Source organism: Pseudomonas sp. GD03858 (genome assembly GCF_029840925.1).
Taxonomy (GTDB): domain Bacteria; phylum Pseudomonadota; class Gammaproteobacteria; order Pseudomonadales; family Pseudomonadaceae; genus Aquipseudomonas.
The window spans coordinates 74,294-99,996 of record NZ_JAOCDM010000001.1 but is presented as its reverse complement, the minus strand read 5'-3'; the positions used below and the strand labels follow the sequence as shown (position 1 = coordinate 99,996).

At 57.9% G+C, this 25,703-nt stretch carries 29 protein-coding genes; 2 read left to right on the top strand and 27 right to left on the bottom strand.

What is annotated here, in order from left to right; genetic code table 11:
• Positions 1-4: 4 nt before the first annotated feature.
• The 14 genes from N5D48_RS00465 to N5D48_RS00400 all read right to left on the bottom strand — a co-directional run bounded on the left by N5D48_RS00465 (position 5) and on the right by N5D48_RS00400 (position 11,655).
• Positions 5-310: a hypothetical protein gene (locus N5D48_RS00465; RefSeq protein ID WP_279879843.1), complete on the bottom strand. Its 306-nt coding sequence runs from the start codon at positions 308-310 to the stop codon at positions 5-7.
• Positions 307-1,662, bottom strand: coding sequence for an integrating conjugative element protein (locus tag N5D48_RS00460; RefSeq protein WP_279879841.1), 1,356 nt, complete (start codon positions 1,660-1,662; stop codon positions 307-309). Before N5D48_RS00460 ends, N5D48_RS00465 begins: the two co-directional genes overlap by 4 nt.
• Positions 1,662-2,642, bottom strand: a complete 981-nt coding sequence (locus N5D48_RS00455) for a TIGR03756 family integrating conjugative element protein (RefSeq protein WP_279879839.1) — start codon at positions 2,640-2,642, stop codon at positions 1,662-1,664. Before N5D48_RS00455 ends, N5D48_RS00460 begins: the two co-directional genes overlap by 1 nt.
• A gap of 159 nt (positions 2,643-2,801) precedes the next feature.
• The gene (locus tag N5D48_RS00450; RefSeq protein ID WP_279879836.1) at positions 2,802-3,350 is read right to left on the bottom strand and encodes a hypothetical protein; all 549 of its coding nucleotides are present in this window, start codon (positions 3,348-3,350) and stop codon (positions 2,802-2,804) included.
• 4 nt (positions 3,351-3,354) lie between these two features.
• Entirely contained in the window at positions 3,355-4,080 is a 726-nt protein-coding gene (locus tag N5D48_RS00445) for a hypothetical protein (protein WP_279879834.1), read from the bottom strand.
• A gap of 149 nt (positions 4,081-4,229) precedes the next feature.
• A complete protein-coding gene (locus N5D48_RS00440; protein ID WP_279879831.1) occupies positions 4,230-6,971 on the bottom strand; it encodes a conjugative transfer ATPase in 2,742 nt (913 codons plus the stop codon).
• The gene (locus tag N5D48_RS00435) at positions 6,971-7,390 is read right to left on the bottom strand and encodes a TIGR03751 family conjugal transfer lipoprotein (protein WP_279879826.1); all 420 of its coding nucleotides are present in this window, start codon (positions 7,388-7,390) and stop codon (positions 6,971-6,973) included. Before N5D48_RS00435 ends, N5D48_RS00440 begins: the two co-directional genes overlap by 1 nt.
• Positions 7,353-8,861 carry a TIGR03752 family integrating conjugative element protein gene (locus N5D48_RS00430; RefSeq protein WP_279879823.1) on the bottom strand — a complete coding sequence of 503 codons (1,509 nt, stop codon included), beginning with the start codon at positions 8,859-8,861 and terminating at the stop codon, positions 7,353-7,355. Before N5D48_RS00430 ends, N5D48_RS00435 begins: the two co-directional genes overlap by 38 nt.
• Positions 8,851-9,657, bottom strand: coding sequence for a TIGR03749 family integrating conjugative element protein (locus N5D48_RS00425; protein ID WP_279880136.1), 807 nt, complete (start codon positions 9,655-9,657; stop codon positions 8,851-8,853). The genes N5D48_RS00430 and N5D48_RS00425 overlap by 11 nt, the downstream gene beginning before the upstream one ends.
• Entirely contained in the window at positions 9,657-10,295 is a 639-nt protein-coding gene (locus N5D48_RS00420) for a PFL_4703 family integrating conjugative element protein (protein ID WP_279879820.1), read from the bottom strand. Before N5D48_RS00420 ends, N5D48_RS00425 begins: the two co-directional genes overlap by 1 nt.
• Positions 10,292-10,693, bottom strand: coding sequence for a TIGR03750 family conjugal transfer protein (locus N5D48_RS00415; protein WP_279879817.1), 402 nt, complete (start codon positions 10,691-10,693; stop codon positions 10,292-10,294). The genes N5D48_RS00420 and N5D48_RS00415 overlap by 4 nt, the downstream gene beginning before the upstream one ends.
• 7 nt (positions 10,694-10,700) lie before the next feature.
• Positions 10,701-11,078: a TIGR03745 family integrating conjugative element membrane protein gene (locus N5D48_RS00410; protein WP_279879815.1), complete on the bottom strand. Its 378-nt coding sequence runs from the start codon at positions 11,076-11,078 to the stop codon at positions 10,701-10,703.
• Between the two features lie 15 nt (positions 11,079-11,093).
• Positions 11,094-11,333, bottom strand: coding sequence for a TIGR03758 family integrating conjugative element protein (locus N5D48_RS00405; protein ID WP_279879813.1), 240 nt, complete (start codon positions 11,331-11,333; stop codon positions 11,094-11,096).
• Positions 11,320-11,655: an RAQPRD family integrative conjugative element protein gene (locus N5D48_RS00400; protein WP_279879811.1), complete on the bottom strand. Its 336-nt coding sequence runs from the start codon at positions 11,653-11,655 to the stop codon at positions 11,320-11,322. The genes N5D48_RS00405 and N5D48_RS00400 overlap by 14 nt, the downstream gene beginning before the upstream one ends.
• A gap of 206 nt (positions 11,656-11,861) precedes the next feature.
• On the opposite strand from N5D48_RS00400, the gene N5D48_RS00395 reads away from it, so the two are divergent.
• Together N5D48_RS00395 and N5D48_RS00390 are read left to right on the top strand one after the other, a co-directional pair.
• Positions 11,862-12,779, top strand: coding sequence for a DUF1837 domain-containing protein (locus N5D48_RS00395; protein ID WP_279879809.1), 918 nt, complete (start codon positions 11,862-11,864; stop codon positions 12,777-12,779).
• 1 nt (position 12,780) lies between these two features.
• Positions 12,781-14,880, top strand: coding sequence for a DEAD/DEAH box helicase (locus N5D48_RS00390; protein WP_279879807.1), 2,100 nt, complete (start codon positions 12,781-12,783; stop codon positions 14,878-14,880).
• 118 nt (positions 14,881-14,998) lie between these two features.
• Here N5D48_RS00390 and N5D48_RS00385 read toward each other — a convergent pair whose 3' ends face one another.
• From N5D48_RS00385 to N5D48_RS00325, 13 genes are all read right to left on the bottom strand, one after another.
• On the bottom strand, positions 14,999-15,463 hold the full coding sequence (locus N5D48_RS00385) for a nucleoside 2-deoxyribosyltransferase (RefSeq protein WP_279879805.1): 465 nt from the start codon (positions 15,461-15,463) through the stop codon (positions 14,999-15,001).
• The gene (locus tag N5D48_RS00380) at positions 15,456-17,093 is read right to left on the bottom strand and encodes an SIR2 family protein (RefSeq protein WP_279879803.1); all 1,638 of its coding nucleotides are present in this window, start codon (positions 17,091-17,093) and stop codon (positions 15,456-15,458) included. Before N5D48_RS00380 ends, N5D48_RS00385 begins: the two co-directional genes overlap by 8 nt.
• Positions 17,094-17,394: 301 nt before the next feature.
• Positions 17,395-18,123, bottom strand: coding sequence for a TIGR03747 family integrating conjugative element membrane protein (locus tag N5D48_RS00375; protein ID WP_279879801.1), 729 nt, complete (start codon positions 18,121-18,123; stop codon positions 17,395-17,397).
• 35 nt (positions 18,124-18,158) lie between these two features.
• Positions 18,159-20,285 (bottom strand): type IV conjugative transfer system coupling protein TraD, encoded by a 2,127-nt coding sequence (gene traD, locus N5D48_RS00370; protein WP_279879798.1) that lies wholly within the window; start codon positions 20,283-20,285, stop codon positions 18,159-18,161.
• 9 nt (positions 20,286-20,294) lie between these two features.
• Entirely contained in the window at positions 20,295-20,669 is a 375-nt protein-coding gene (locus tag N5D48_RS00365) for an integrating conjugative element protein (RefSeq protein ID WP_279879795.1), read from the bottom strand.
• An 83-nt stretch (positions 20,670-20,752) separates the two neighbouring features.
• Positions 20,753-21,307, bottom strand: coding sequence for a transglycosylase (locus N5D48_RS00360; RefSeq protein WP_279879793.1), 555 nt, complete (start codon positions 21,305-21,307; stop codon positions 20,753-20,755).
• Positions 21,289-22,005: a TIGR03759 family integrating conjugative element protein gene (locus N5D48_RS00355; protein WP_279879791.1), complete on the bottom strand. Its 717-nt coding sequence runs from the start codon at positions 22,003-22,005 to the stop codon at positions 21,289-21,291. The genes N5D48_RS00360 and N5D48_RS00355 overlap by 19 nt, the downstream gene beginning before the upstream one ends.
• Positions 22,006-22,015: 10 nt before the next feature.
• A complete protein-coding gene (locus tag N5D48_RS00350; protein WP_279879789.1) occupies positions 22,016-22,684 on the bottom strand; it encodes a hypothetical protein in 669 nt (222 codons plus the stop codon).
• Positions 22,681-23,199 carry a PilL N-terminal domain-containing protein gene (locus N5D48_RS00345; RefSeq protein ID WP_279879787.1) on the bottom strand — a complete coding sequence of 173 codons (519 nt, stop codon included), beginning with the start codon at positions 23,197-23,199 and terminating at the stop codon, positions 22,681-22,683. Before N5D48_RS00345 ends, N5D48_RS00350 begins: the two co-directional genes overlap by 4 nt.
• Before the next feature lie 130 nt (positions 23,200-23,329).
• Positions 23,330-23,959: a hypothetical protein gene (locus N5D48_RS00340; protein WP_279879785.1), complete on the bottom strand. Its 630-nt coding sequence runs from the start codon at positions 23,957-23,959 to the stop codon at positions 23,330-23,332.
• Between the two features lie 146 nt (positions 23,960-24,105).
• Entirely contained in the window at positions 24,106-24,600 is a 495-nt protein-coding gene (locus tag N5D48_RS00335; protein ID WP_279879783.1) for a JAB domain-containing protein, read from the bottom strand.
• Positions 24,601-24,661: 61 nt separating this feature from the next.
• Positions 24,662-24,919: a hypothetical protein gene (locus tag N5D48_RS00330; RefSeq protein WP_279879781.1), complete on the bottom strand. Its 258-nt coding sequence runs from the start codon at positions 24,917-24,919 to the stop codon at positions 24,662-24,664.
• Positions 24,920-24,985: 66 nt separating this feature from the next.
• Positions 24,986-25,525, bottom strand: coding sequence for an STY4534 family ICE replication protein (locus tag N5D48_RS00325; RefSeq protein WP_279879779.1), 540 nt, complete (start codon positions 25,523-25,525; stop codon positions 24,986-24,988).
• Positions 25,526-25,703 lie beyond the last annotated feature (178 nt).

Genomic DNA, 25,703 nt, shown 5'->3' with positions numbered 1-25,703 from the left:
CACCTCACACGCGCGACAGTTCGACCAGGATGATCGAGCCGAAGCCGATCAGGCCCAAGCGCAATAGCCGTTGCTGCTCTTCCGGGTGCGGCCGCAAGCGGAGTGCTGCGGCCCAGCCGGCGAGGATCAGCGCGTACAGCAGGGCTCGCCAGTAGCCGAAAAAGGGCGTACTCCCCCGTGCCTCCTTGATCCATTCCAACTGGGGGCCGCTCAATTGCAGCGCCATCGAGGCAATCAGCAACATGACCATCACGACGCCGAGAATCAGCAGGCCCCGAACGACCGAGCTCCTCACAGAAAACGGCATCATGGCGTGCTCCTTCCCTGATCCGCTCGCTGCAGGCGGTCTGGGCGTGGATCGCGCTGGTCGATATTGCGTGAGGCATCAGCGCCACCGGCGCGGCGATCGAGGACCAGGCTGGCAGTGTTGGTGGCCAGCGCTTGGCGCACTTGCAACTCCGTTTGCAGCAGGCGGATCTCGCGCTCCAGCGTTTCGACGTTACTGTTGAGGGCGGTGGTGGCAGGCTGCGTCGACGCGACATTGGGTTCACGGCTACCGGCGAGCAATGTGCGCTGCAGCAGCATCGCTTTGTAAATCACGCTCGACAGCGCGGTCTCGCTGGCCAGGCGCCGGGCCAGCAGGTTCTGGTCGGGGTCATCGCGCAGGCCTTCGATGACACCGCGGGAGACCTGCAGCAACGGGCTGGAGACTTTGCCGAGGTTTTCTGGCGTGGGCTCCTCAGCGCCCGACAACATGCGCTGCAAGCCTTCGAGGTGTTGGGTGTAGGTTTCCTGGATCAGTGGCGTGAGGCCTACACCCGCGCTCACGCGCAGCGTCTCGCAATCGTCGCAGGTCTCCACCTCGGTTTCGCCGAGCACCCGGGTTGCCCACTCAGCCGCCTCTTCGGGGTTCGACCAGGCCTGGCAAATCGCGCCGTTTTGACAGCCCGAGCCAACCGCGGAAGTGTCCTCGACCGAACGGTTGTGCAGCAGGTTGTAGCCTGCTTTGACCACATCCGAGGTCACTCGGATGGGTGCCTGCCCGTGGCCACCGGCTTTCTGCCCACCCACCCAGCTAACGCCGTTGTTGCCGTTATTGGATTCGGTGTCTTTCACTGCGGTTACGGCATCACCGTCGGACTGCTCCAGGTTGTGCTGCATTTCCTGGTTCTGCGCCAGAGCTCCCCAACCGGCCTGATCCACCTTGTCAGCCATCTTCGCCGCCATCGCCTGGCAGGTGAGCTTGGAGCGGTCGAAGTCGATGCGCCCCTGGAGCACGCCGTTGCTCAGCAGCTCATACAGCCCGGGATTGGCGCGCTGGATGATCATTGCTGGCAGCGACATCACCGCCTGGGTGGCGTTCTGGATGACGTTGCCCATGATTTGTTGGAAACCCTGGGTGGCACCATTGAGCTGGTTCTGCAGGGTGTTGGAGAGGTTCATGTTTCCGCACATCATGTTCGCGCGCCAGGACAGGCCGACGCCGAGTCCGCTGGGGCGGTAGAGCGAGGAGGGGGCGCCCGCCGCCGATCCGCCACCGATGGTGTACATCACGCGGTCATCCAGCACCTGGGCCTGGTCACCCAAGTGGTAGCCGCTCTCGGCGCCGTGGCCGGCGGCGCATACGAGCAGACACACCAACCCAAGCAAGGACGTGTTCATCACTGGCCTCCATCAAAGTCGATGCTGAACAGGAAGGTCTGGCCCATGCGTTGGCAGCAGCGATACGGCCGCCACAGCGACCAGGCGTAGGCGCCCTCGGCACTCTGGATGGTCGTGGTCGGGAAAATGGCGCAGGTGCTCTGCACCATCGGTACGAGCAACTGCCAGCGGTGGTTGTTGACGTTGTTCTCCATCACTGGCTGTGGCGGCCAATAGCCGGGAGCTGGCATCGGCTGCAGCGGCAGATAGACGTGCGGCTGGCCGGCACGGGTGATGAAATCGCTGGCGCGCTGCGCCATCACCGCAGCGGCCTTGAAGTCGTCGGGCTGTACCAGGAAGCCTTGGCGCGGGTAGACGCTGCCCCACATGTTGCCGAGGGCCTGGCTCCCGATTTCGCGCACGCCCGGGATGAGCGCCTGCGGGTAGACAGACTCGGGGACGGCGTGGCGCCAGGCCAATGGATCGAGCGTGCTGAGGTAATAGGGTGCAAGTGGCACCGCACCGCTTGGACATGCATAGCCGAAGCTGTGGGCCAGGGCGGTAAGTGCGGCGCCGCCGGGATGTCCGATACCGTCGACATTCTTGAAGCGGGGCAGGTTGTTGCGCTGCAGCGAGGGCGTGATCAGGTTTCCCCCGCCTTGCGACAGGGGCGTTGGCGCCGACAAGGCAGACATCTCGCCCCAGGGGTTGCTGCCGGTGTCGGCATAGCTCGACACCACCAGTTCAGGAATGAAGTGGCGGACCTTGGGCGAGGTTCGCACTGTGCAGCCGAAGGGCGTGCACAGCAGCCAATAGCAGATCCCGACGATGCGGTACTCCAGACACTGCAGTGATGTGATGGAAGCAATGATGGCGGGGGTGGTCAGCGCTATGGACTGTTCGGCTGCGAAGAGCAGAAGAGCTACTGTGAGAGCTCGACCTCCGCTGGAAGCTTTTCCAACCAGCCAAGATTTACGCTGTGTCATAATGGTGGGATTCATGGAAAAGGCTCAGCAAGTGGCAGTACTATTCTTCTATTGTGCTAAGCCGAAGTCTTCACGAATCGAACGGGGGGCGCATCCCAAAAAATGATAAATAAAAAATCAGGATACCTATAGTATTTGTAACTAGTTGCACAGGTTAAGTGTCGGTGTACACGCTCATCGGCGTTTTTCTTTGAATGTAGGGCGTACGTATCCGACCTGCTGCAGCAGTTTGGTAGTTTCTGAGATTTTTAGGTGTTGGCGCTCTTCATCATTGTAGTCAGTGTAGAATTTCGCACACCCGCCAACGACATCGACGCTATTGTAAGAAATATATCTGGCACCTTTGCCAAGAAACATCCTAAAAAAATCGATTAATTTTCTGGGGCGCGCTAGCCAACTTGAATGACGATTCTTTTTTACAATATAGTCGTCAACGTCTACTCGGATAGGTAAACGTAACCCTTCGATACGGTCAGGTGTGTCGATGATGATGTTGAAGGAAATAAATTCGGTCCTGATGCCGGAAAGCTCTTGGCTCAGGATTCGGTTGAGAATATTGTCGCGCCCGGTATCGGTGTTATGTAGGCTTGTCCAAACCCCTTTTTCCGTTGACTGAACGACTACAATTGATGCCTTTTGAATCCATCCGGAATCATCAATCAAAATTTCGTATTCGGCAACGCATGGCTGCCCGTCATTGCCGGCGTAAAAAATTTTATTCATAGTATTACTGTGCGACGGTGTCGAGAGTGGTTGGTCTGCTAAGGAAGGCGATGAGTTTGCTGCCAAAGCTAGTTGTTTGCTTGTGTGAACAAGAGTCCAAGCTAAGAATCATTTCAAGCTGTTTGATCTCAACAAGTCCCCGAACATAAAGGTCTGCCCAAATGGTGTCGAGAAGCTCAGGTGTATCGAGCAGTTCGGGCATTGCGCTCGCTACAACTTGTGACAAAGATACTGTGTTGCCGTAAAGCGGAGGGCGATTGTTACTGCTTAACCACGCCACAGGATTTTCGAAAAGCTTGAGAAGCCTAATGTGCGTGACGGTACAGGTGTCGACAAAATTCAAAAAAGTCCGCCTATAGTCTTCGTTAGGGCACCCAGGAAGAGCTGAGTTTAGAACAGCATTGCGCAGAGATTCTAATTTTTCATGTTGATGGTTTCGTAAGGCTATACTACAAGCCTCAGCTACAGTACTAATGAAAACTTCATTGTCTCGCAAGCCCTGCTCTGTAACAATGCCTTGCTCTGTGAGTTCATTGATTGCGGTTCCTATTTGCTCGATTATCTCTGTTCTACGTTTGCTCAGTGGTGCTTCAAGTATTGAATTAAATACTTCAAGTGAGATGCTGCCGATTATGGGTATCGCGCCAATGGAGCCTCTTGCAAGGCGGTGAAGCTTTTCCGTAACGGGTTCGACTTTTGGGTCTAAGTCATCGAGATTGATTTTTTTCATCCTAAAAAATCTCTTTGCATTTTTAAGGTTATTGCGAGGGTGTTTGGGTGGGAGTGGTGCTCAAGTATTGCTTGTCTATAGCTATTGCCAATTTGTAGTTTTCAGTTTCTTGTGGGTAAGCTGGTTTTTTACTATTTTGCATGGAACTTTCAAATAATTCCACGCAAACGATCAATCTCGGCAGCGATCTGCTGGGCAGACTCCAGCTCGGACATCTGGTGCGCCTCCATCAGCCGCCAGCGCTGGGCCTTTTCCTCGGGCTCGGTCATGGCCAGGGCGAGGTACAGGCTTGGCGGGACTGCGCGAAACAGCGTCTCCAACTGCTTCGATAGGACCACACCCTCGGTGTATTTGCCCGAGGCCTTGCTTGCTGACAGCAGCAGGGTCTTCTGTGCCGGAGTCAGCTTCTTGAAGCGCGCGATTTCCTCGATCTCCGCTGGCGGCATATTCAGGCAGATCCACCACTCGATCATGTTGAGCATGGTCTGCGCCGCGTCGGGGAAGTCGGCCAGGTTCTGCGTTGCCAACCAGAACCAGGCACCGAGCTTGCGCCACATTTTGGTGCCTTTGACCACGAAAGGCGCCAGCAGCGGGTTCTTGGTAATGATGTGGCCTTCGTCAGTGACCATGATGATCGGACGACCGAGGTACTGGTCGCGTTCGGCCAGGTTGTTCACCGTGTTCATCAGGCTGATGTAGCTGATCGACATCTGCGCCTCATAGCCCTCACGGGCATAGGTGGCGAGGTCGACGATCGTGACATCGCTTTCCGGCCAGGGCGTGCCAGGTCGGTCAAACAGCGCACCCTCGAAGCCCTGGCAGAACAGGTCGATAGACTCGGCCATTTCCTGAGCCCGCTCGCGACGCTTCTTGGGCAGGTGGGCGTCGCTGGCCACCGTTCGAAGGGCATCACGAACATGGCGCGTCATGACCTGCTGATCGCTGGCCGCACAGTGCCTGGCGGCGTCGAGGATGCACTCGCGAATCAGGCTGCGGTCAGCCCGGGTGAGGCGGGCCTCTTCCTTGGCTTCGCCCCCGGTGATCATCAGGCGAGCGGTAATCTCCAGCTCGCCCAGCACATCGCGTTGCTCGTCACTGCCCGAAGCGTCTTCATCCAGGTCTTCGGTCGACAGACTGGCGACCTGGTCGGGGCGCTCGATCAGCCGCCGGGCATCTGCAAAGGGAGCCAGGCTCAAGCCGCTGCCGGGCTTGAGCTGAACCTTATTGACGGTCAGGCCGAGGGTGGCGAAGTAGTCGCCCTGCAGGCCGAAGGAGTTGCCAGCTTCGACAATGAACAGCCGCGGCCGATACACCGCCATGACTTGCATCAGGATCGAGACCAAGGTGGCCGACTTGCCAGCGCCGGTCGGGCCGAACAACAGCAGGTGACCATTCATGGAGCGGTCGAAGCGGGATAGGGGGTCGAACGACAGCGGCGCACCACCTCGGTTGAAGAAGGTGATCCCTGGGTTGCCGGTACCGATGCTACGCCCCCACAGCGGCAACAGGTTGGCGACATGCTGAGCGAACAACAGCCGGGTGTACCAGTTGCGCTTATCACGAGCAGGGTTGTAGACCATCGGCAGCCAGCGCAGGTAGCTGTTGCAAGCGGCCACTTCATCGCCCTCACGCACCGGTTGCAGGCCGGCGCCGAGCAGTACGTTGGCGGCCTGGATCGAGCGCTGGCGCAATTGCGGCTCATCGCCGCCACACAGGTACAGTGCCAAGGTACCGCGGTATAGCTTGTGCTGGCGGCCAATCAGCGCGCGAGCCTCTTCCACGTCCTGGCGGGTCTGGGTCGAGGCCAGGTTTTCGCCGATGGCTTTGCGCGCCAAGCGGTTGAGTTGCTCCTCGAGTACATCCTGGGGTGTGATGACCAAGGTCAGGCTCATGACGGCCTGCTCGGGTAACTGGTCAAACAGGGCGTTGAGCGCCTCACCCTTGCGGGTCTCGCCGGTCAGCTGGCCGATGTGGGGTGGCCTGCGCAGTTTGTCGACCACCATCACCCCGTGCGGCTGTTGATCGAAATACCACAGCCCTTGCTCGCTGTCCGAGCGTGGCTCCTGAAAGAACAGTCGCTCGGCAAAGTCGTGGTCGAACGGTAGCGACAGCCCATCGCCGTCATCGGCCTCCGGGTAGGGCACACGTCGGTAGAACGCCGCCGCTGGCTCGTCAGTGAGGGTCGGGACTGGATTGAACCAGGGCAGCAACCAGGCATAGAAATCCCGCCCCGTCAGCCGACGAGGATTAACCCCACAGGCCTGCAACGAGGCCATAAGGCGATCACAGGTCCTTCCCAGCAACTGAGCGGGGTTTTGCCCTTCGTCGTCGGCTTGGTCACCGAGCCAGCGATAGACCACCAGCCGAATCCGTCGATTACTGCCGCGCCAGGGCAGGTGCGACACAACAGGGTCGTCAAATAGTCCGCCCGGTTTGGCAATGGCGTCAAGGTGACGCCGCATCGACGCGAGGAAGGCGGTGGTGAACGGTGTGCCTATCGCCCGTGGTGCAACGTATTGCTCCAAGCGTTCCAGGTACGGGGAAAAATCACTGTCGTCCTGGCAGAAGAACTGCACCACCCAAGGCGCCTGGTCGAGTTCGTCGAAGCTGTCCTGCAGCGCATCTTCCAGCGCATCGCGCGCCGCCATCAGCCATTCGGGCTCACGACCTTCGGTCCCGATCGCCTGCAACTCGAATACCGCGCCCACCGAGCGGTTGTCGTCGAGCAGAAAGCATTGCTCTTCCTCGAGGTATTCGACCCAGGGCAAGTGGTCGGTGAAGCTGGGGTTGTGTGCGTACTGGGCGGCCTCATCCGCACACGTGGCACGACGGTGCTGCGCCGCGCGCCAGGGCTGCCAGCGCGGCGACGTGCGATCTGCATCCTCGTCCATCACAGATCGTCCAGGCGTTCGCCAGGCAGTGCGTACTGGACCTTCTCGTACAATGGGAACACGGTCGAGTAGCCGGGCACCGGCGCCTGCTGGGTGCCGGCCAGGTGCGGATAGACGTACATCACCAGGTCAGGATTGGGCAGGCGTGGGAACTGGGCGCGGATCTCGTTGGCGGCCGTGCGGGTGTAGGCGCTTTGGTCCTTGATCAGTCGCTCGGGATCGAGCACCGGCCGGCGCAGCTCACCGCGGGCCTCTTGCAGCAGCTGCTGCGTGCCGACTGTTCCACCGCTGTTCCAGATATCCAGCATGGTGTGGTCGCCGTGGGGCAGCATTTCGTCCTTGCTGGTGGTGCAGCCAGCCAGGTGCAGGCACAGCAGCAGGCTAATCCAAGTCCAGTACCGAAACGGATGGGGTTTCATGATTCACTCTCCGGCCTTTGGGTTCGTAGTCGATGCTGATTTCGTGATCCAGATGCAAGGCCACCTTGGCGCCCGGCGGGACGTAGATGGCGGCGAAGGCTTCGCCGTAGAGCTTGTTGATCCAGTCACGGATATCGCCGATGCCACCGCTGATGACCGAGTTCAGCGCGTTGTTGCCGCTGTTCTGTGATAGTCCCAGGCTGCCGCTGGCCGAATTGATGAACGAGGTGTTGGTCTGCTCACTGCCCAGCGCTGCCGCGAAGCCGGCACCAGCTGCGGTGATCAGGCTCTGGCTGCCCAAGTACTGTTGGGCGTTGGAACGGCGCTCGCCGGCGATGCAGGGAATGCCATAGGGATCGGAGATGTAGCCGAGACCCCCGCGGATCTTTTCGGTGTCCGAGGTCTGTGCGCTGCTGCGGTTGCGACTGACCACCTTCTGCGGCTGCGGCACCGTGCGAACGGTGCCGTCGCTGAAGACAAAGGTGATCGACTCGACCTGGCCGCGTACGCAGGACAAGGTCCAGTCACCGGCCGCAGTCCCGCTCATGACCGCACCGACCACGTCGGGCATGTCGATGCCGTTGGCGGTGAGGTTGTCCGGTCCCACCAGCACCTTGAACGGGTAGGGATCGTTCACCGTGCCGTCCACCGGCACGCGGCCAATCAGCGCGGTCATGGCGATCGAGCCCATCAGGGTCGAGTTCTCGGGGATGGTGTAGACCGGCTTGGACCCCTCAGCCCGGTCCTGAGTGTTTTCCAGGTCGCGCTCGCCCTTGGCCACGGCGCGTAGGTGGTCCTGGCCCCGGTCGATCGCGTTGTTGTCCAGGCCATGCAGATCCTTGAACCTCGACGTCAGCGACGACAACGGCCCCTCAGCGTTGCTGGCTCCCTCCAGGCCAGCATGCGCATCGGATGGCTCGATCCACTGCAGCGCATCCGTCGGTGGTTGTGCTCCGGAGAATTGTTGCTCATCACCCGGCTCGAGACCGAAGCCCACTGGTACGTCGGACTTCGCGGCCGGCTTGCTGGTGAGCTGGTCCTTGAGCCGGGACAGCAAGCCCTGGGTCTCGCGGTGCTGCTGCTCGGCCTTCTGCCGGGCATCGTTCGCCTGCTGGCGCTGCTCGGTGACCTGCTGGGTGACAGTGCTCAGCGTGCTTTGAATGCGACTGTCGATATTGCCCTGGCGCGTACGCAGCCGGTTGTTCTCGGTCTGCAACGTCTCGTTGCCTTTCTTCAGCGACAGCATCTCGCTACGCATCGCCTTGACCTGGCCGATCAGCGTCGCCACGGTGTCGCGCGGCGTGTCGCCGGCGATGCCGAGGGCCTTGGCTTGTTCCGGACTGAGGGCAGTGTTTTCGGAATCAAGGGCAGGTTGAACGTCTGGCGCAGACACCCAGGATTTGCCGATGATCAGCACAATCCCCAGCAGGACCGCAGGTACCAGCCATTTCAGCAAACCGTTAGCCTTCATGATCGGCGGCCTCCGGTGCAGGAGGTGGCAGCAGCAGCGCGTGCTTCAGGTCGCCGCCGCGGGTGACGAGGTACGCCACGGTGGTGTCTTCAGGTGTGCCGGCGTGCCCCAGGTACTCGTGCTGGAAGGTGGCGGCATACAGCGTGGCCTGCAGGTGACGCGGGTCCAGCGTGACCTTGGCCGGCCCACGGTTGACGATCTTCACTGCCGTCACCCAGTAGTCGCCCAGTCGCCAGGCGGCGAGCCCCTTGATGGACACGTATTCAGTTGGCAGGAGTGTGCTGAGTCCTGAGGACTCGCCCAGCGGGACCCGACGCACACCAGGCAAGGGCGCCACGGTGCGCAGCGGCGCATAAAGGTTCTGCGCCGCATACCGGGTCAGCACAACCGGTACCGGCGTCGCTGCCGGTGCTGCATCCTTCGTTGTGTCCACGTCTGGTGCCTGGGCCTGAGCAACGATCTTGACCGGCTCTAACGTCTCGCTGCTCTCGAGTGCTTCGATGTCGACCAGGATGATGTCCCCCGACTTCAGCGACTGCAGCTGCAGTCGGGTAGGGGGGATGGCGTCTGACGCACGCAGGTACACCGTCCCCCCCACCGATTGCACGCGTAGCTTGCTGGCGATCGCGCTGGGCAGTCCCACGCGGACATCCTCATCCAGCATCAGGATACGTTCCTGGCCCACCGTCAGCGGAACGGCCAGCGGCAGGCGGTCCCAGTATTTGACCTCGACGGCGGCTGCGGCTGAACACCATCCGGCCACCGAGACCAGCATCAGAATCAAGACACGCATCATCATGCACCTCCAAGTAGCGTCAGCTTCTGCGGAGTGCCTTCGTAGCAGTCCAGGGCCAGGCCCCACTTGTTGTGCTCGGGGTCGACGTCGAAGCGCACCACGCGCAAGGGATAGCGCACGACCACGCGCTTCACCGGCTCGGCGGCGTAGTACTCGTCGGCATTGAGGTCGAGCTTGACCAGCCAGCTGTGCTGATCCAGCTGTTTGACCCGCAGATCGGGATCATCGCTGTAGCCACGCCCCAGCACCTCGTACACGCCGCGCACGCGACCGCGCAGTTCGCCAGCCGCCTTGCGGTACTCGAAGTCGCCGTCGAAGAAGGTCTTGCACGCCGGTGTCAGGTAGGGCTGAAGGGCAAAGATGGCGCGGTGGTAGTCGACCTCGCCGTCGGTGGGCCAGCGGTTGAGTTGGCCGAAGATGTACAGGGCAAAGGCATAGATGTTTTCAGGCGGCACGTCCCACCATTTGCGCGTGCTGCCTGAGCGCAGATCCGGTGGTACGTGAATGGTCAGTTCGGAGGGGGCGGACTGCCAGCCGTACCAGAGCCCGGTGCACAGCAGCGCCAGAACTGCCACGGCCAGGCGCAGGCTGAGGATATGCGCCTGCTGCGCATCCACCTTGTTGCGAAAGCGGCTCATGGGCTGGTCCTCGCAGGCCGGCGTGTACGGCGGACAGTCCACGGACCAGAGTGCAGGATCAGGGTTTGAGTGCCGATGCCCCACTGCGCCGCTAGTTGCCACTGCAGGCGTCGATACAACCAGGTCTCGGGGCGGGCGCGCTTAGCCCGTCGCAGCAGCTTGCCACCGCCGAGCAGTACTAGCGCCATGCACAGAAACATGCAGGTGGGGAGGGTGGCAATGGAGGCGGTGGCCACCGCCAACGGCGCACCGAGGACCACACCCAGTACGGCACCGACAATCAGCGCGACCCACATCTCGTCGTTGGTGAGGCCGCGCAGGACGGCTGGGTCGCGGTTAAGGCGTTCTGGCAGGAAGGTCAGCGTGCCGTCTGGGAGGGTAGCAGGGGCGTCGGACATGGCAACCTCATAGGATCGTGGCGGCTTTGGTGAGGAACCACAGGATCACTACCACCAACAGGGCACCGACGCCGACCACGGCACCGAGGTCCTTCCAGGTCTTGCGCTGGTTCTGCACGTCGGCATAGACGGTGAGCGAATGCCAAGCCACGCCGAGGAAGGCGAGGGTGGCGATCAACAGACCGAGCAGGATGCCGCCGTCGTAGGCGTAGTTCTTGATGGTGTCGATCAGGCCCGAACCTTCGCCGCGCGAAGGAGCTTCCATGGTCGGCAGATCAGCCCTGGCCAGCGTCGAGCGCAGCAGCACCAAACCGCCGAACAGGGCTTTTCCATAGGTAGCCCGCAGCAGGGGCAGCGGAAGGAGGCAGCGACGGGAGAGTTTCATGGCAGGGTCTCCAGATTACGACAGCATGAAAAACATCAGCACGATCAGGGCAAGGGCCAGACGCAGCGTGCTGCCGCCGAGCGCACCGAAATTGAGATTGCCGGCCGCCCAACCGCGGTAGCCGGTCCACAATGCCCAGGCGCACCAGAGCAATGCGAGCACCAGCACCGATGAGCGCCACAGCATCGAACTGAGCTGCGGGGAAAACCCTGCAACGGCTGAGAACGCGCTGAGCTGGGCATCAGTCATGCTCATCGGAGTGGCTCAGGTCAGTCTTTTCAGCACGATACTGGCCGGCCAACTCGACCAGATCAGTTGGCTGTGCGCGGGAGGGTGAAAGAAACTGATGTATGCCTTGACGCATACGCTTGAGGTCCGCAGCGAACATCGAATAATCGAATTGATAGCGGGTCTCTGCGGCGTCGACGGAGCTGCTACTTGCGCGGTCGGCCAACAGCGCGATGGAAGTGAGCTGCCGCTGCACGAGGCCCAGGTCCGAGCGCTCGGGCACGTCTTGAGCGGCGGCACCGAACGAAACCAGGCAGGCAAGCAGCGGGGCGAAGGAGGAATTGTTCATGACGAAATCCAGCTGGGTATCTGGCATTCACCTTGATGGCACGACTTAGCGTTGGCATGCGATAAAAGGAATTGGACTGAGTCGTTTTTTGGCTGCGCTGATCCGATCCGCCGTTGATCCTAAATCGATGCTCAGGCTTGACGAGGTATGGCGTGTCCCACAGAATAAAGGCACTGTGCCATTACTTGTTAATGTATGGATTTGAAATGGAATTCTCGATACTAATAGATTGCCATTTTGACGACTTAAAACTAATTGAGCCTTCTGAGGTTACAGCTCAGAAGAAGGTTTTGAGTGTGGTCAATGACTACGAGGATGGCAAGTGGCGATATGCTAAGTTTCAGGACTTTATTTGGGATAATATAGCAGAGACTTCGTTATCTCAGAGAGAGCGAGAAAGTTTGGGTGGTAAACCATCTTCCTTATTGAGGGCCGCAGCAAAAAATCTTCGGTTGACCGACAAAGAGGGGGATATTGGGCGTGGTAGTGAGCTGGCTGAGATTGTGCTTTATGGGATTATGAAGCATCAATATTCAGCTTTGCCTGTAGTGCCTAAGATTTTTTATAAGCAGAACTCTCAAGACAATGCAAAGGGGGCGGATAGCGTACACATTGTCTTGGAAGAAGAAGATTTTAGTATATGGTTTGGCGAGGCTAAGTTTTACACCAGTATCGAGGATGCCAGGCTGGGTTCGATTATAATGTCAGTCGAAAACGCTCTTGATACGAACAAGCTAAAGAAAGAAAATAGCATAATTACTAATGTGAGTGACTTGGACGGGCTTTGCTTGGATGTGGGTCTTGTTGCACGAATTAAGGTTGCTCTTTCTAATCAGGCTTCGATTGATGGTCTCAAGCCGAGATTGAATATACCTATTTTGTTGTTGCATGAGTGTGATATCACTAATGGCTGTAAAGTATTTAGCCAAGAGTATGAATCAAAAGTTGTTGAGTTTCATCGGCAGAGGGCACTGGCCTACTTCAAGAAGCAAGCTGAACAGCTTGGGGCTAAGGTGTTTCTTTACTCAGAGATAAAGTTTCACATTATCTTGTTTCCGGTACCTAAGAAAGCTCCGATAGTCGATAAGTTTGTTTCTAAGGTTGAGTTTTTACGAGATGAATAGCATGGATGCATTTGAGCAGTGTCATGTCGTCAATAACCTAATGGAAAGCGGGAATGAAAGTTCCGCAAGAGATGAGTTGATAAAGCTTCTCCATGAGTTTAAGAGCTCGGGTACACCTTACTCGCCCATAGTTAATCACCTCATTCGTAGGGCTGGCCTTTACCCGTACCTTGAATTGAACTCATCTTCTTGGCAGGATCGATTGGTTCATGAGGCATTCAAGGTAGATGTGGGCGGGAGTGAAAAAATCACACTGCACCGAGAGCAGTCGTTCCTGCTCCATAAGTTGCTTGATGGGGATAGCATTGCTGTAAGCGCCCCGACTAGCTTTGGGAAAAGCTTTGTTATTGACTCATTTATATCTGTTAGACGGCCAAGAAATGTTGCGATAATTGTTCCGACGATTGCTTTGACTGATGAGACCAGGCGGAGGTTGCAGCTGAAGTTTGGTGCCAGCTATAAGATAATTACCACGGCTGACCAAACTCTCGCAGAAAAAAATATTTTAATATTTCCTCCTGAAAGAGCTATCCAATACGCTGAGAAGCTTGAGTCGTTGGATATTTTGATTATTGATGAGTTTTATAAGGCAAGCCATGCTCTAGATAAGGAGCGCTCGCCAGCTTTATTGAAAGCAATTCTCCGGCTAAGCAAGTTGTCGAAGCAGCGCTACTTCCTGGCGCCAAATATTAGTAGCATAAAGGATAATGTCTTTACTAAGGGTATGGAGTTTTGTAATTTAGACTTCAATACGGTTTTTTTGAAGAAATACGATCTGCACGAAGAGATAGGTGGGGATGAAATCAAAAAGAGTGAAATCCTCCTTAAGATTCTTTCAGAAGCGCCTGGCAAGACGCTTATCTACGCCGGAACATATTCAAATATCGATCGAGTAACAACGCTACTCATCGCTGACGCTGCTCGAACCACCAGCCCATTATTGGAAGATTTTAGCCAGTGGCTCGCTAAAAACTATGACCCTAATTGGCCTCTAACTCAATTGGTAAAGCGTGGTGCGGGTATTCATAATGGTCAACTTCATAGATCCTTGAGTCAGTTGCAAATTCGTTTGTTTGAAGAGAGCGACGGACTTCAGCGAATAGTCTCTACCTCTTCGATCATTGAAGGTGTTAATACTTCAGCGCAGAATGTTGTGCTTTGGAGTAATCGTAGCGGTAAAGGTACGGCGAAAATCACTGATTTTTCTTATAAGAATATTATTGGGCGAGGCGGAAGAATGCTTCGCCATTTCGTTGGTAATATCTATATATTGGATAAGCCACCAGTGGAGGGGGCTACAGATCTTCAACTCTCAGTACCGGATGAGTTGCTGGGCGGGACTAATGAGGACGATTTTAAAGATGATTTGACGGCAGATCAAATCGCTAAAATTGTGGCTTACAGAGAAGAACTTGTGGGTCTCGTCGGTGATGATGGCTACAAATTTATACGTGATAGCAATTCCATTCAAACTACGCACTCTGGCGTAATCAAGGATATTGTGACTGATCTGCACAATAATCCTAACTCTTGGAACGGGTTGAAGTATCTAAATTCTGAGCGGACCGCCGACTGGGATCGCCTGCTTTACAAGATCTTACGGCTTCAACCCGGCGTTTGGGGGGCTTCCTATACTAATGTTGTTGAATTTATCAAGATACTGTCTGGAAATTGGCGCTACTCGATTCCAGAACTGCTAGCCCAAATGGAAAGTCTTGACATTGGTGTAGATGATTTCTTCAAGCTAGAGAGAACCGTAACTTTCCGATTGCCTGGGCTGTTGGGCGATGTCTGTGTTCTACAGGAGAAGCTTCTGGGGGCACCCGCAAATGACATTAGCCCGTTCATAGCAAAAATTTCCTCTGCTTTTTTGCCTAAGGTCGTCTATCAATTGGAGGAGTATGGGCTGCCGAGGTCGATCTCGAAAATAATTCAACGCTCGGGGCTACATGACTTTGAGGATGAGCAATTAGATATTCATTTAACTATAGACAAATTGTTGCAGCATAAAGATGAGGTCCTGTCATACTTTAATAGGCATGGCGATCGATTTGAGTTATATATTCTTAATTACTTCTACGAAGGTATTGCTCGTCAATGAGGTTTTAATAGGATTCGTGACCGCTGGCTCACGGTTGAGCTGAATTTGCAGAAGGCGGTCGAGCCACGCCGCCTAAATATTCTTCCAGTTCCAGAGAGTAATTCGCACTAATTTAAATTTACAAGCTGGATTCAGTGGAGGATTTGACTTGGAAGTTTATTTTCACCCAGTCCAGTAGACTTCCCTTGTCTCTAAATACTCTTTCACAGCTTTGACTAATCATAGGGTTGTTTCCAGTGGGGAGCGCCTGTCGGATATCTTCTTGCAGGGCTATGCATTTTTTATTGTTTGCAAAGCAGTAGCCTAATTCAAATGCTACACCTTCGTCTATGTGAGCGCCGTGAAGCACTGCTAAAATAATGTCGGAATCTGACATGGCCTGGACATCTGCATCAAATACCATTCTAGCAGCAATGTCTTGCCGAACTCCGCCTTTAACGATGTCGCGCAATAATAGACCGTCGTCCTGTGGTAGAAATACATCGAAAAAAGGGGAGAGCTCTTTTTTCAATGAAGAATTGTAGTTTAACTCCATTTCATTGAAGAGTGGGGCGGCAAGATACATGCTAGGTTTTCTATGCATTTGCGATTCTCCTAAGCTCGCCATCTAGGTCTGAAGGGGTGTATGCTGCCGAAAATATGATCTTGGCTACATCACGGATTACATCTATTTCCTTCCTTCCTGTTGAATTGACAAATTTTGGATGTAAGGGCTTGTACAGTTCAAGGCTTTTGTCTTGTAGCTGAGCTATCTTTTCAGGTGGCCAACTAGATTCTTTTCTCTTTGTTATTAGTCTCGACCATATTTCTGAAGGCTCACCAATCATGTGAATGATTTCTCCAGCTTCTACAATTTTTGAAGATTTCCCGGGCCTAATGCCCTGGCAAAGCATTGAGCGAGCCCTATCCTCAATGGTGATGTCCACGACAAAAGTCAAAGGGTCCATCGGGGATCTATCAATTATGAATACACCGACCTTCTTACTTGACAGGTAATTATTTTTCTTTCCGAATTGCTGGTTGGTCCAAGAGTCAATAGTTATGGTCTTATGGGTGGATAAGTCTTCTGGTGAATTCGCCATTTCAGCGGGGCGCTCGTCGAACCATTCATCGAGTGTTATTAGATTGCCAAATTGGCTTAAGGCAGTAGACTTCCCAATTCCTATAGATCCGACCATGTAGTAACAATATTTGGTGGGCAATCCGAGAATGTCAGACTCAAGCAAGAAGTCATCTTCTGGAAGGGTTATTGCGTGCAGGAACTCTCGAATGTCGGAGTTTCTGAAAAATAGAGTGATGAGATTGTAGTTATTGAAGTTCGCTTCAAAAATGGCTGTTCTTGATTGAGTGTCTAGCTCCTCATCGTCTCTCATGTATCGAATGAAATAATTGTAATTGCCAGGGCTTATCGTGGATGATTTTCGAAGAAGGTGCAGCAAGGTTGAGTCTGTCAGGGAATGTCCTAGCAATATGCTGGTCTTTTTAGTCAATACATGGAGTAATGTTGATAGTCCACCACCAATCCCATCAAGAAGTTGGTCCGCAAAGGCACCATCGGAAAATATCAAATTTTCGCTTTGGAACTTCTTTTTATCAAATGGTAAAAAACCGTTTGGGTGATAAATTACACACTTGTCCTTTGTAAATTGAGAGTGATGAGACCAAATGGTCTGATAGGGGCGCTCATGTTTGGTTGGGTTGAGGTCTGTAAATGATAAGCCATACTCCACGTAGTCATCAAAATTGTAGTTGACAGTCAATTCTGATTGCTTGATGAAAGCTATCATTTGCTTGAAGTAAGGGTGCTCGTCGATTGTTTTTCGGCGCTCGTTCTCTTTTGTGTCACTGTATAAAGCTTCATGAATCAGTTCGCGCCAGTCAGAAAGAATTTTACGTTCAACCAAATTTGAGTCTTTATAAATCTCGCTTGCGATGATCTCTGATTTTTTAAATGAATAAAAAATTTCGAAAAGGACTAGTGCGGCCTTTCCAGGCGGCTCAGAGACCAGCATTGCCTCAGGCGCCTTTAATTGCATAGCGCTCTTTATCTTCTCAATCAAACTCCCCCAAAGAGGAAGCTTCAAGTCCCAGCTGATTCCAGCGCCCAGCACCAAGCTTGCCTTGTTTTTATGGAGCTGTACTCGAAGTTGGCATATGTATTTCCACGCGGCTATGACTTCACTGGATTGAAATTTTGATTCCGTTGGAGCCATCATTTTCTTCCCTAGCGTAAACGGTTAACCAGATGATTATCTATAAAGATATTGTGGTTTGCATAGCGGTTGGCTTATGAGTCGAGTAGTATATTCGATTTTGTTAATGCAGTGGTAGCCAGGTCATGAGTGAAGCCGGTGGTTACAAGGTCCAAGCGCTGGAAGCATGAAAGTATGGGTAATTAAAGAATTTCGACTGGGTCTAGGTAGAAGGCCCCGCGCCGTGGAGTGAGCTGATCCCTAGGCGTGTGGCGTTCTTGGGAGCCGGGCACTAAGGTTCATCCTTGGGAAAGCGCGACAGCTAAAGGTACTTTTTGAACGTCGTGGCGGTGATCGCCACCATGCACCCGAGCAGTACGGCAGATGGCAACAGTACCCAGATGGGGTTGAGGGACCAAGGCAGGGAGAGATAGATCATCCAAGGGCTTATCATTAACGGCAGCAATGTTCGCTTCGCTCTATGGTAGATAAAGCTGCTCTCACGCCCTGCCTCGAATTTGCGCAGATCACGGCGCATTAGTCCGTCAACTGCGCCGGTAATCACGGCCAGTACGAAGAGTGGCATGGCTAGGGTAAGGACGACCAAGCGCACCACGAAAGTGAACACGATGAACAAAGCTGCCAACAAGAAGTCCTGCATCACAACGTAGATCTGAGCAAACTGCCCCCGTACTGACGCTTCTCGGCTGATCAGTTTCAGTTGTGTGTCCGATTTCGCCCATCCCGAGCGCACTACGACCCAGTCGTTGAGGTGCTCAAGGAGTTTCGCGGTCGCTTGTGCCGGCTCTTGCACCAGCAGCGAGCTTTTGAAGTGAGAGCTGAGCCAGCCGAGTTCACTGAGCCACATCGCATGGCTGTGATGCCACCCCTGTTCTGGCCAGAACCACAGCATGCCCGCGAACTCCAGCAGGATGGAGAACAGCAGGGAAGCAAACAGCAGGCCGAGCAATCGCAGGCACAGCTCCAGCGTGCCGAAGATCAGCCCTGGTCGTCGTTGTGTCTGCGGTGGGTTGGCTGCGGTAGTAGGCATTAGAGGCTCCCAGGTGTTGGCTGGCTACCAGGCGATCACGAGGCCGATTTGCGTCCCGGTGGCGGCATCTCGGGATCGAAGTCGACCGTCGGGGCACCGCCAGCACTGCTCCACCAACTTTCCGCGTTGGCGTTGTAGGACTCGCGCATACGCGCGGCCAGGGCCTGCAGGTCCGCTGGCATTTCATCGTCGCTGGCCGGCTTCGGTAGCGGCATCCGGACCTTCCACAGTTGCCCGCCCTCCTGGAACGAAAACATTTGGCCTTTCGGTAGGGCGATGATGTGCGCGGGCTCGATCAGTGGCATGGCGGTGGTGGTGACACGGTCCTGCGAGGACGACGTGAAGTCGGTATGGGCATCCGGATCGGCCGTGTCGGTTGCGCCGGAGACCAGGGTGCGTGTCTGCACGTTGACCTTGGGCAGCTGATTGGTCAGCAGCTCGGCGGTCGCAGTTTCGCGTACGCGCAGCATCTGTAGGGTGTTGAAGTTGCCGATGACTTGGCCAGCCTTGGCTCGGCTGCCGATGCGTGCCTCGATGTCGCTCAAGGTCTGGGTGTAGGCAGTGACTTGGATACCGGCACCGCCGCCCTTGTTGATCAGCGGAATGAACTCGTCGCCCATCAGCTCGTTGAACTCGTCGGCGTGCAGGTTGATGGGCACCTTATCGGTCGCACTGGAGGAGTTCGGGAGACCGTGGTCTATACCGTGCTTGTAGATGTGCCCGGCGACGGAGACCAGGTCGGCAAACATCGAGTTGCCGACCGCGGCGGCGACCTCGGCATCGGACAGCGCATCCAGGCCGACGTAGACGATGCCGCGTTTACGGATGACCTGCAGCCAGTCGAAGATTGGCCGTGGATCGTCCAAGTCGGAATAGTTGGGGGCCAGCAACTGCGCCGTCTTGCCACTGGTGAGCTTTTCCAGCAACGGCAGCAGTGAGGCGACGATCTTGTCGAAGTAGGTGCGGTCGTAGCGCACCGCTGAACGCAGGCCATCCATCACCGGGTCGAAGAGGCGCTTGGCGGTCAAGTACTGCTCGATGGCGACCACGCGTTTCTCGCGGCCGATCATGTGCCGCGGGATGTTCTTCTCGTTTAGTCGGCCTTCGATCAGTACGATCGCTTCCCAGGCCTGCGGGTCATGCCGGGCAAAGAAGTGCTGGGCGTATTCGATGAACAGCGCGTCGATGTTCACCACGTGCCGCTGGATCTGCAGGTAGTCGGGGCGCCGGCCGAGCTCGATCAGGGCCCGGGCGATGATATTGACGAAGCGCCAGGCAAACTCGCGAAATGCCGCCGAGTTGCCTTCACCGCTCAGTTGGCCAGCAATCCGAGTGGCGACTTCCGAGATGCGGCCGAAACGGCCGATGGCGTTGTAGCGGGCGGATATCTCCGGCCAGCCCAGGTGGAAGACGTAGAACTCGTGTTCGCGGCCGGCGCGTCGTGCTTCCACGTACATGCGCTTGAGCAGGTCGGCATCGCCTTTGGGGTCGAAGACAATCACCACTTCCTGACTTGGTCGGTGGATGTCCTGGGTGATGTAAACCTCGGCCAGGCGCGTTTTGCCGACCCGGGTGGTGCCCAGCACCAGGGTGTGGCCCACGCGCTCGCCCAAAGGTAAGGAGGCTTCCTGTTCGTTGGGCTCGACGCCGTGCAGCAGCGGTGAGCCGCCCACCGGCGGCAGCGGTCGTACCGGATTGAGCGGACTGTCCCAGGCGGTCACGCGAGGCAGGAAGGAGAGCCCTGGCGGCGCTTTTTCCAGCAAGTGCTCCAGGCGCCGTGCCCATTGGTAGGCCGCTGACTGGTTGACGTAGCGGGCGAGTGCGGGATCCTGCGCTTCGAGCAAACGTTGCGTATGCAGGCGGCTCCAGCGAAAACCACGGCCCATGAACAAGCGCTTGCTGCTGACCGGGATCTGTCGGCTGGTCAGCGAGTAGCGGGGCAGGCGGCGGATGTTGCGGCGATAGCGCAGGACAATGCGGGCCTCATTGAGGCGCTTGAGGCCGAAGGCGGTGTAGGCCAGGGCCATGCCAGCGCCAATTTCCGGTGACAGCGCCACCGCCCAAGGCGAATGCAGGCACAGCGAGCCGGCACCGGCGCAGATGCCCACGGTGTACAGCTCCACCGCCGGGCGCAGCAGGGATTCCATCGCATGAACGCTCATGGCGGTACCTCACTGTTCCAGGCCGGTCGGTGTGATCAGTACCGGGTAGTGCTCCAGTTCCAGCCGCTCGGCGATGTCGTCGCCGCTGACCGGCCAGATGGCCAATCTAGGCGCGAGCGCCTCGATGCGCCGCAGCGCCGCCGCATCGGCGACCTCAACAGCCAGGCCATTGGCGCCCAACTGCTTCAGCGCTGGCGCGTGCTGCGCCAGCCACGCCAATGAGGCGGCGTCCGCGCCAACCAGGAACAGCGGGGCCATGCCTGGCAGGTCCAGCGCTCTGCGTGGCACCTCACCCGGCGTGAGGCGCGCGCTGCGCACCGGCAGTACCCAGTTCAGTGTGCGTGGGTCGGGTCGTTCGACCGGCGCGGCCGATTCGGCGGCCATAGCAGGGGGCATTGGCATAAGCCATGCCCCGGCGGCCAACGACCCCACCAGCCTACAAATCAGTGCGCCCCGGCGAACGACAATCATGAGCGTGGTCCTCCACGGCTGGACATGGCGGCTTCAAGGCGCTGCCAGTGCTGGCTGAACTGCGTGCGGTAGCGCGCCGCCGGGGCGCCACCCGCAGGCCGGTGGTAACGGCCGGCAGCGATGACCCAGTCACCGACGTCGGCGTAGTGCGCGCGCAACAGGTCGGCGGTGACGGCGAGGTTGCTACGTGGATCGAGGGCATCGCAGGCGGTGGGGTAACGCTCGGGGTTGTAACCCAGGTTGGTTTGCCCCAGGCCGACATCGATGCGCTTGGGATCATGCTGGGTGAGCGCCACGGTGAGTGCGCTACAGGCCTGGTCACGGGTGGCGAAACGCTGCGGCGTGCCGGCCACATTCAAGGTCCACGGCCAAGGGATGAGCTGCCCACGCAACGGCGTGCCGCTCTCCTGCTGGGCAATGGCGAACAGCACCAAGGGCGGGATGCCGGCCTGGGCGGCGGCCAACTGGTACGCCGGTGGAGGGAGGCCGCCTGCTTGGGCGACAGTCATCCCCATCAGGGCCAGGGCGAGGGTCAGTCGACGCGTTGCCATTTCCCTTCCACCTGTTGAAAGCGTGCGGGCAGGGGGCGGCTAGCGCCGAGGGCGAACCAGCGGCCGCGGTCGTGATTGAGGGTGACCTGGCCGCTGCCAATCTGGGCAGCGCTAATGCCCACCTTGCGCGCCCATTGCCGAATGCGCGCATCGTCGCCTTGGCTGCCCACCAGATAGACATCCAAGTGGGCACCCGTGCTCAGCCATTGGCGGAGGCTGGCCTCGCAGTTAGAGCACGTTTCCTCCACAAACACCGCATAGCGCACGTTGTCCGAAGGGGATACGGCATCACTCATCCCCTGCACTGGCAGCAGCCCCGGGAACAGCCGCGTCCAGGCCGCGGAATAGGCTTTCTGATAGGCCAGTTCGCGCTCGGCACGCTTGGCTTCGAGTCGTACCTGCAGCTCGGCGTAGCGCTGGCGCTCCTGGTCCGAATCGGCTTCCACACCCAGGGTGGTCAGCGGGTCGAGTTGGGGTGACCAGTACTGGCGCTGACCGCTCTGCAGTCGCTCGAACTTGGCCCATTCATCATCAGTCAGGCCCCAAGCCTTGGCCTGTGCTGCGGATCGCGCTTGCTGCAGCGGGGCCTGCTCGCTGGACTGCTGCTCCGTTTCAACCGTGGCGGGTGCGCTCCATCCCGATCCCGGTATCAGGTAGATGGGGAATAGGAGCAGCGAGAGAGTCATGAACCGGGCCATATGCACCTCGTCACGGCAGGGGCAGCGAACGTTCGCCGAGACCAGTCACTTGGAACACGGCCTGGTTCCGGCGAATGGCCTTGAGCTGCCAGTCGTTCAGGCTGTCACCGGGCTGCAGCAGGTGGACGGTCGACAGGGCGTGCGCGCCGGTCGGTAAGGCCGAGACAAACCGGACGTCGCCCCGGGTCTCGACACCCAACAACGTAAATGGCGGCGTCGGGGTTTGGATTTTGGCGGCCCGTTTGGCGAAGGCTGCAGACTGAGTCTGTGCGGATGGCGCAGTCGATCGAGCCTCAAGGGTGTGGACGGCGGTTTCGGTGTTGTCCAATCGTTGTTCCAGCGCGACCAGATCGGCCTGGATCGGACCCAGCGGCTCCGCTTCAATGGCCTTGAGCGACGCGCTCATCTCATCCAACTGTTTGCTCAACGTCGCGAAAGTCGCGTCCTGCTGGCGCTGGTGCTCACCCAGCGCTTTCACTTGCGCTGGGAGTGCCGCGACAGTGGCGCTGAGTACATCGAGGTCCCGCCGCAGCGCCGGTACTGGATCGGCTGGCGCATTCTCAGCAGCGACCAGGAGCGCGGTCAGTTGTTGCTGGTGGTTGTAGGTCACGGCGGCCAGTACGGCGGCGCCTAGGCACAGGGCCCCGAGAACCAGGGCCTGAAAGTGATGGACTTTCATGGCGCGATCTCCAGGGGCGGCTGAGGTGGGGCGGGCACCGGTGCGCGAAGGGCGTAGCACACGCTGCGTTCGACCGGATCGATCACAAGCCGCCAAGCCGGGCCGCCGAGGATGGTCAAGCCATCCAGCAGCGCCATCGGCCCGAGCTGGTGTTGCACGGCCGGCAGGGGACGGCTGAACAAGGTCGTGACCTCGGCGCGGTTGGCGCAGAGTGAGTAGCCCGAGCGCTGCAACACGTGGCGCAGTGCATCACCGACCGTCGCGTGCAGCGCCGGTGAAATCTGCACGGTGATGAGCTGGAACAACGGCTGGCGTTGCTCCAGCGTCGGTCGCGTGCTGACCAGGGTGTAGCGGTCCTGGCGGACCCACGCTGCCGACTCTGCCGACGGCTTGGACGGGGTGGCTGGAGCTGATGCGGCTTTGGCTGGCGCCATCGGTGGGGTGATGGCAGGCGACGTGTTGCAGCCCGCCAGCGCGAGCATCAGGACAAGGTAAGAAAGTGCGGGCGTGTGCATGAGCAGGTCTCGACAGTAGGTGCCGACACCTTGGCAATGCGCGCGAGCTGCCCCCACTGAAAAACCGAAGTTGGCCGACCGGTTTATCGAGCCCAACACATAAAAAAGGCGCCCTGCAGGGCGCCTTGGGTCAATCGTCAGCAAACACCGGCAGTCCTGCCAGCGGGGCTGCATCGGGATCGAACACCAGGAAACGCGTGTCGGTCTGGCCGGCCAGCAGCAACAGGGTCATCAACACCGGCGGTACCTGTTCATCCAGCAGACGAATGCAGACGTCCGCCGCTGAGCAACCAAGGCCTTCTCTTTGGTCGCTGCGGTGCCAGGGTGTCGAGTACAGCTTGCAGCCGACGGAGCGGTTGCTGACCAATGGGAAACATTCAAGGAAGCTCGCCGGTCGTTCGCTGCGGGCAAGCTGCTCAAGGTAGGCGTACTCGTCGGCCGGTAGGTGAGATGCGCTGATCTCCCAGCTGCGGCTGTACTGGCCGGTGGTAAAGGACAACTGCTGCATCAGTTGATTCGCCGCTTCCAGGCTGGGAAGGTCGCCGAGGTGTAACGAGCCAGTCACCCGCTCGGCGGTGACCTGGTACAGCACGGTGGTGACCACACCAACCGCGGGCAACTGCATGCGTAGAAAGCCCAAGACATCCTGGCCTTCCGTGATGACGGCACAGTCGTCATCGAACACGCAGGCCTGGCAGTTGATGTGATCGTCGTCCAGGTCCAGCTGGGCGGTGTGCAGGGGCGGTAGCAGGGCGGGCACTGGTCGTCGTAGTGGATCTGGACCACGCGCTCGCAGGCAAATGCATGGAAACCGCGGGCAAAGGGGTTGGGGGTTGAGGTGAGCATGATGGCGCTCCAGAAAAAAGAGAACGCCACCCCAAGCAGGCGGTGGCGAGTGAGAGAGGGTTAGAGCCAGCCGTATTCGGCCAGGGAGAGGGGCTGACCTTCTCCGACGATGATGTGGTCCAGAACGCGGACCTCGACCAGCGCCAAGATTTCGATCAGGCGCGCCGTCAGCACGCGGTCGGCGTCGCTGGGTTCAGGGCAGCCGGAAGGGTGGTTGTGGCTGAGGATGACCGCGGCGGCGTTGTGCGCCAGTACCTTGACCACCACTTCACGGGGGTACACCGAAGCACCGTCGATGCTGCCGAAAAACAACACCTCGAAGTCCAGTACGCGGTGGCGTGAATCGAGGTACAGCAGGGCAAACACCTCGTGGTGATAGGGCGCCAGGCGCAGCTTCAGGTAGGACGCGGCATCGGCAGGTGTGATGAGCACTTCGCCGCGCTGGAAGTGGCGTTGGTCCAGCAGCTGCAGGGCTTCGCTGATCAACGCATCTTCGTGGGCGCGCTGGGTCAGGACGGGGTCGAGGGGCTCGACCAGGGTCAATGGCGTTTTCATGAGCAGAGCCTCGTGTGCAGGGGCGCTCCGGGAGGAGTGCCCTGTGGGTAGGGTCAGGCGGTCACAGGCGGGTAAAACGATGACGTGTGCCGCGCAACGGGGAATGGCAGGCTTCGCAGGGGCGAGTGGAGAAGGGGTCGATGCCGACGCCGGTGTCCGGATTGAAATCAGCGCTGAGCGGCATTAACGCCTGCAACTCGATACGCATCTGCGCGACTCGCTGGTCGACTTCGGCCTCGCTGTAGTACAGCGACAGTGCGCTGAAGTCGTCGTAGGCAACCGCTTGCAGGCAGTCTCCGCAGAGCCAGAAGCTTTCCATGCCAACCTCCGACGTGAATGAGCAGCAGGCGCTCTGAGAGCGCCTGTTGCTGGCGGTCAAACTGCCTCAGGCAGACTGACGTGCTGCGGTGGATTCACGGGCGGCGGTCGGAGTTGGTTGGCGTTGATCGGAGTCACCGTCAGTGTCTGCCTTATCTCCATCTGCCTCCCCTGGTTCAACCGCGGCAGAGGCAGCGTCGGTACGGGCGGGCGCACGGTAGCTGAACTGGCCATCGACCTTGATCCACTCGATGAAGATCAGACGGCCCTTGAGGCTGGCGCCGGGTTGCCCCTTGCGTTCGCCTTTCTCGTACAGGAAGGGATCTACCCAAAGGTCGCCAATGCGAAACGCGATGAGGACCTTGCGTTCAGCGCGCACGTCTTCGAGGTGTTCACGGATCAGCCGGTCGGCTTCACCGCTGGCGACCTTGCAGTCGAAGCGGGTGTACTCGACGTCGTCCGAGGCGCCGTGCAAGGCGGCGATGTCGCAGGCCATGAACGCTTGGCCACGGCGAACCGGGACTTCGCGGACACGATTCAGGTAACCGATGCCTTGGGTGTGCAGGTTGAAGTAGGTGGTGGTGGCGTTATTGCTTGCAGTAGTCATGGTGGATCTCCTGTTCAGCAGAAACGCGGACATCCACCGGCCCTGGCGGCTGGTGAGTTCCGCAGGGGTGAGGGTGCAAACACATGATCGGTAGAGAGGGCGCTCATCACCGACAGGTCGGTGACCGTGCGAGCTGCCGAGCGCGAGTCGCACTTGGGGAGAACCACCCGAACGGGCG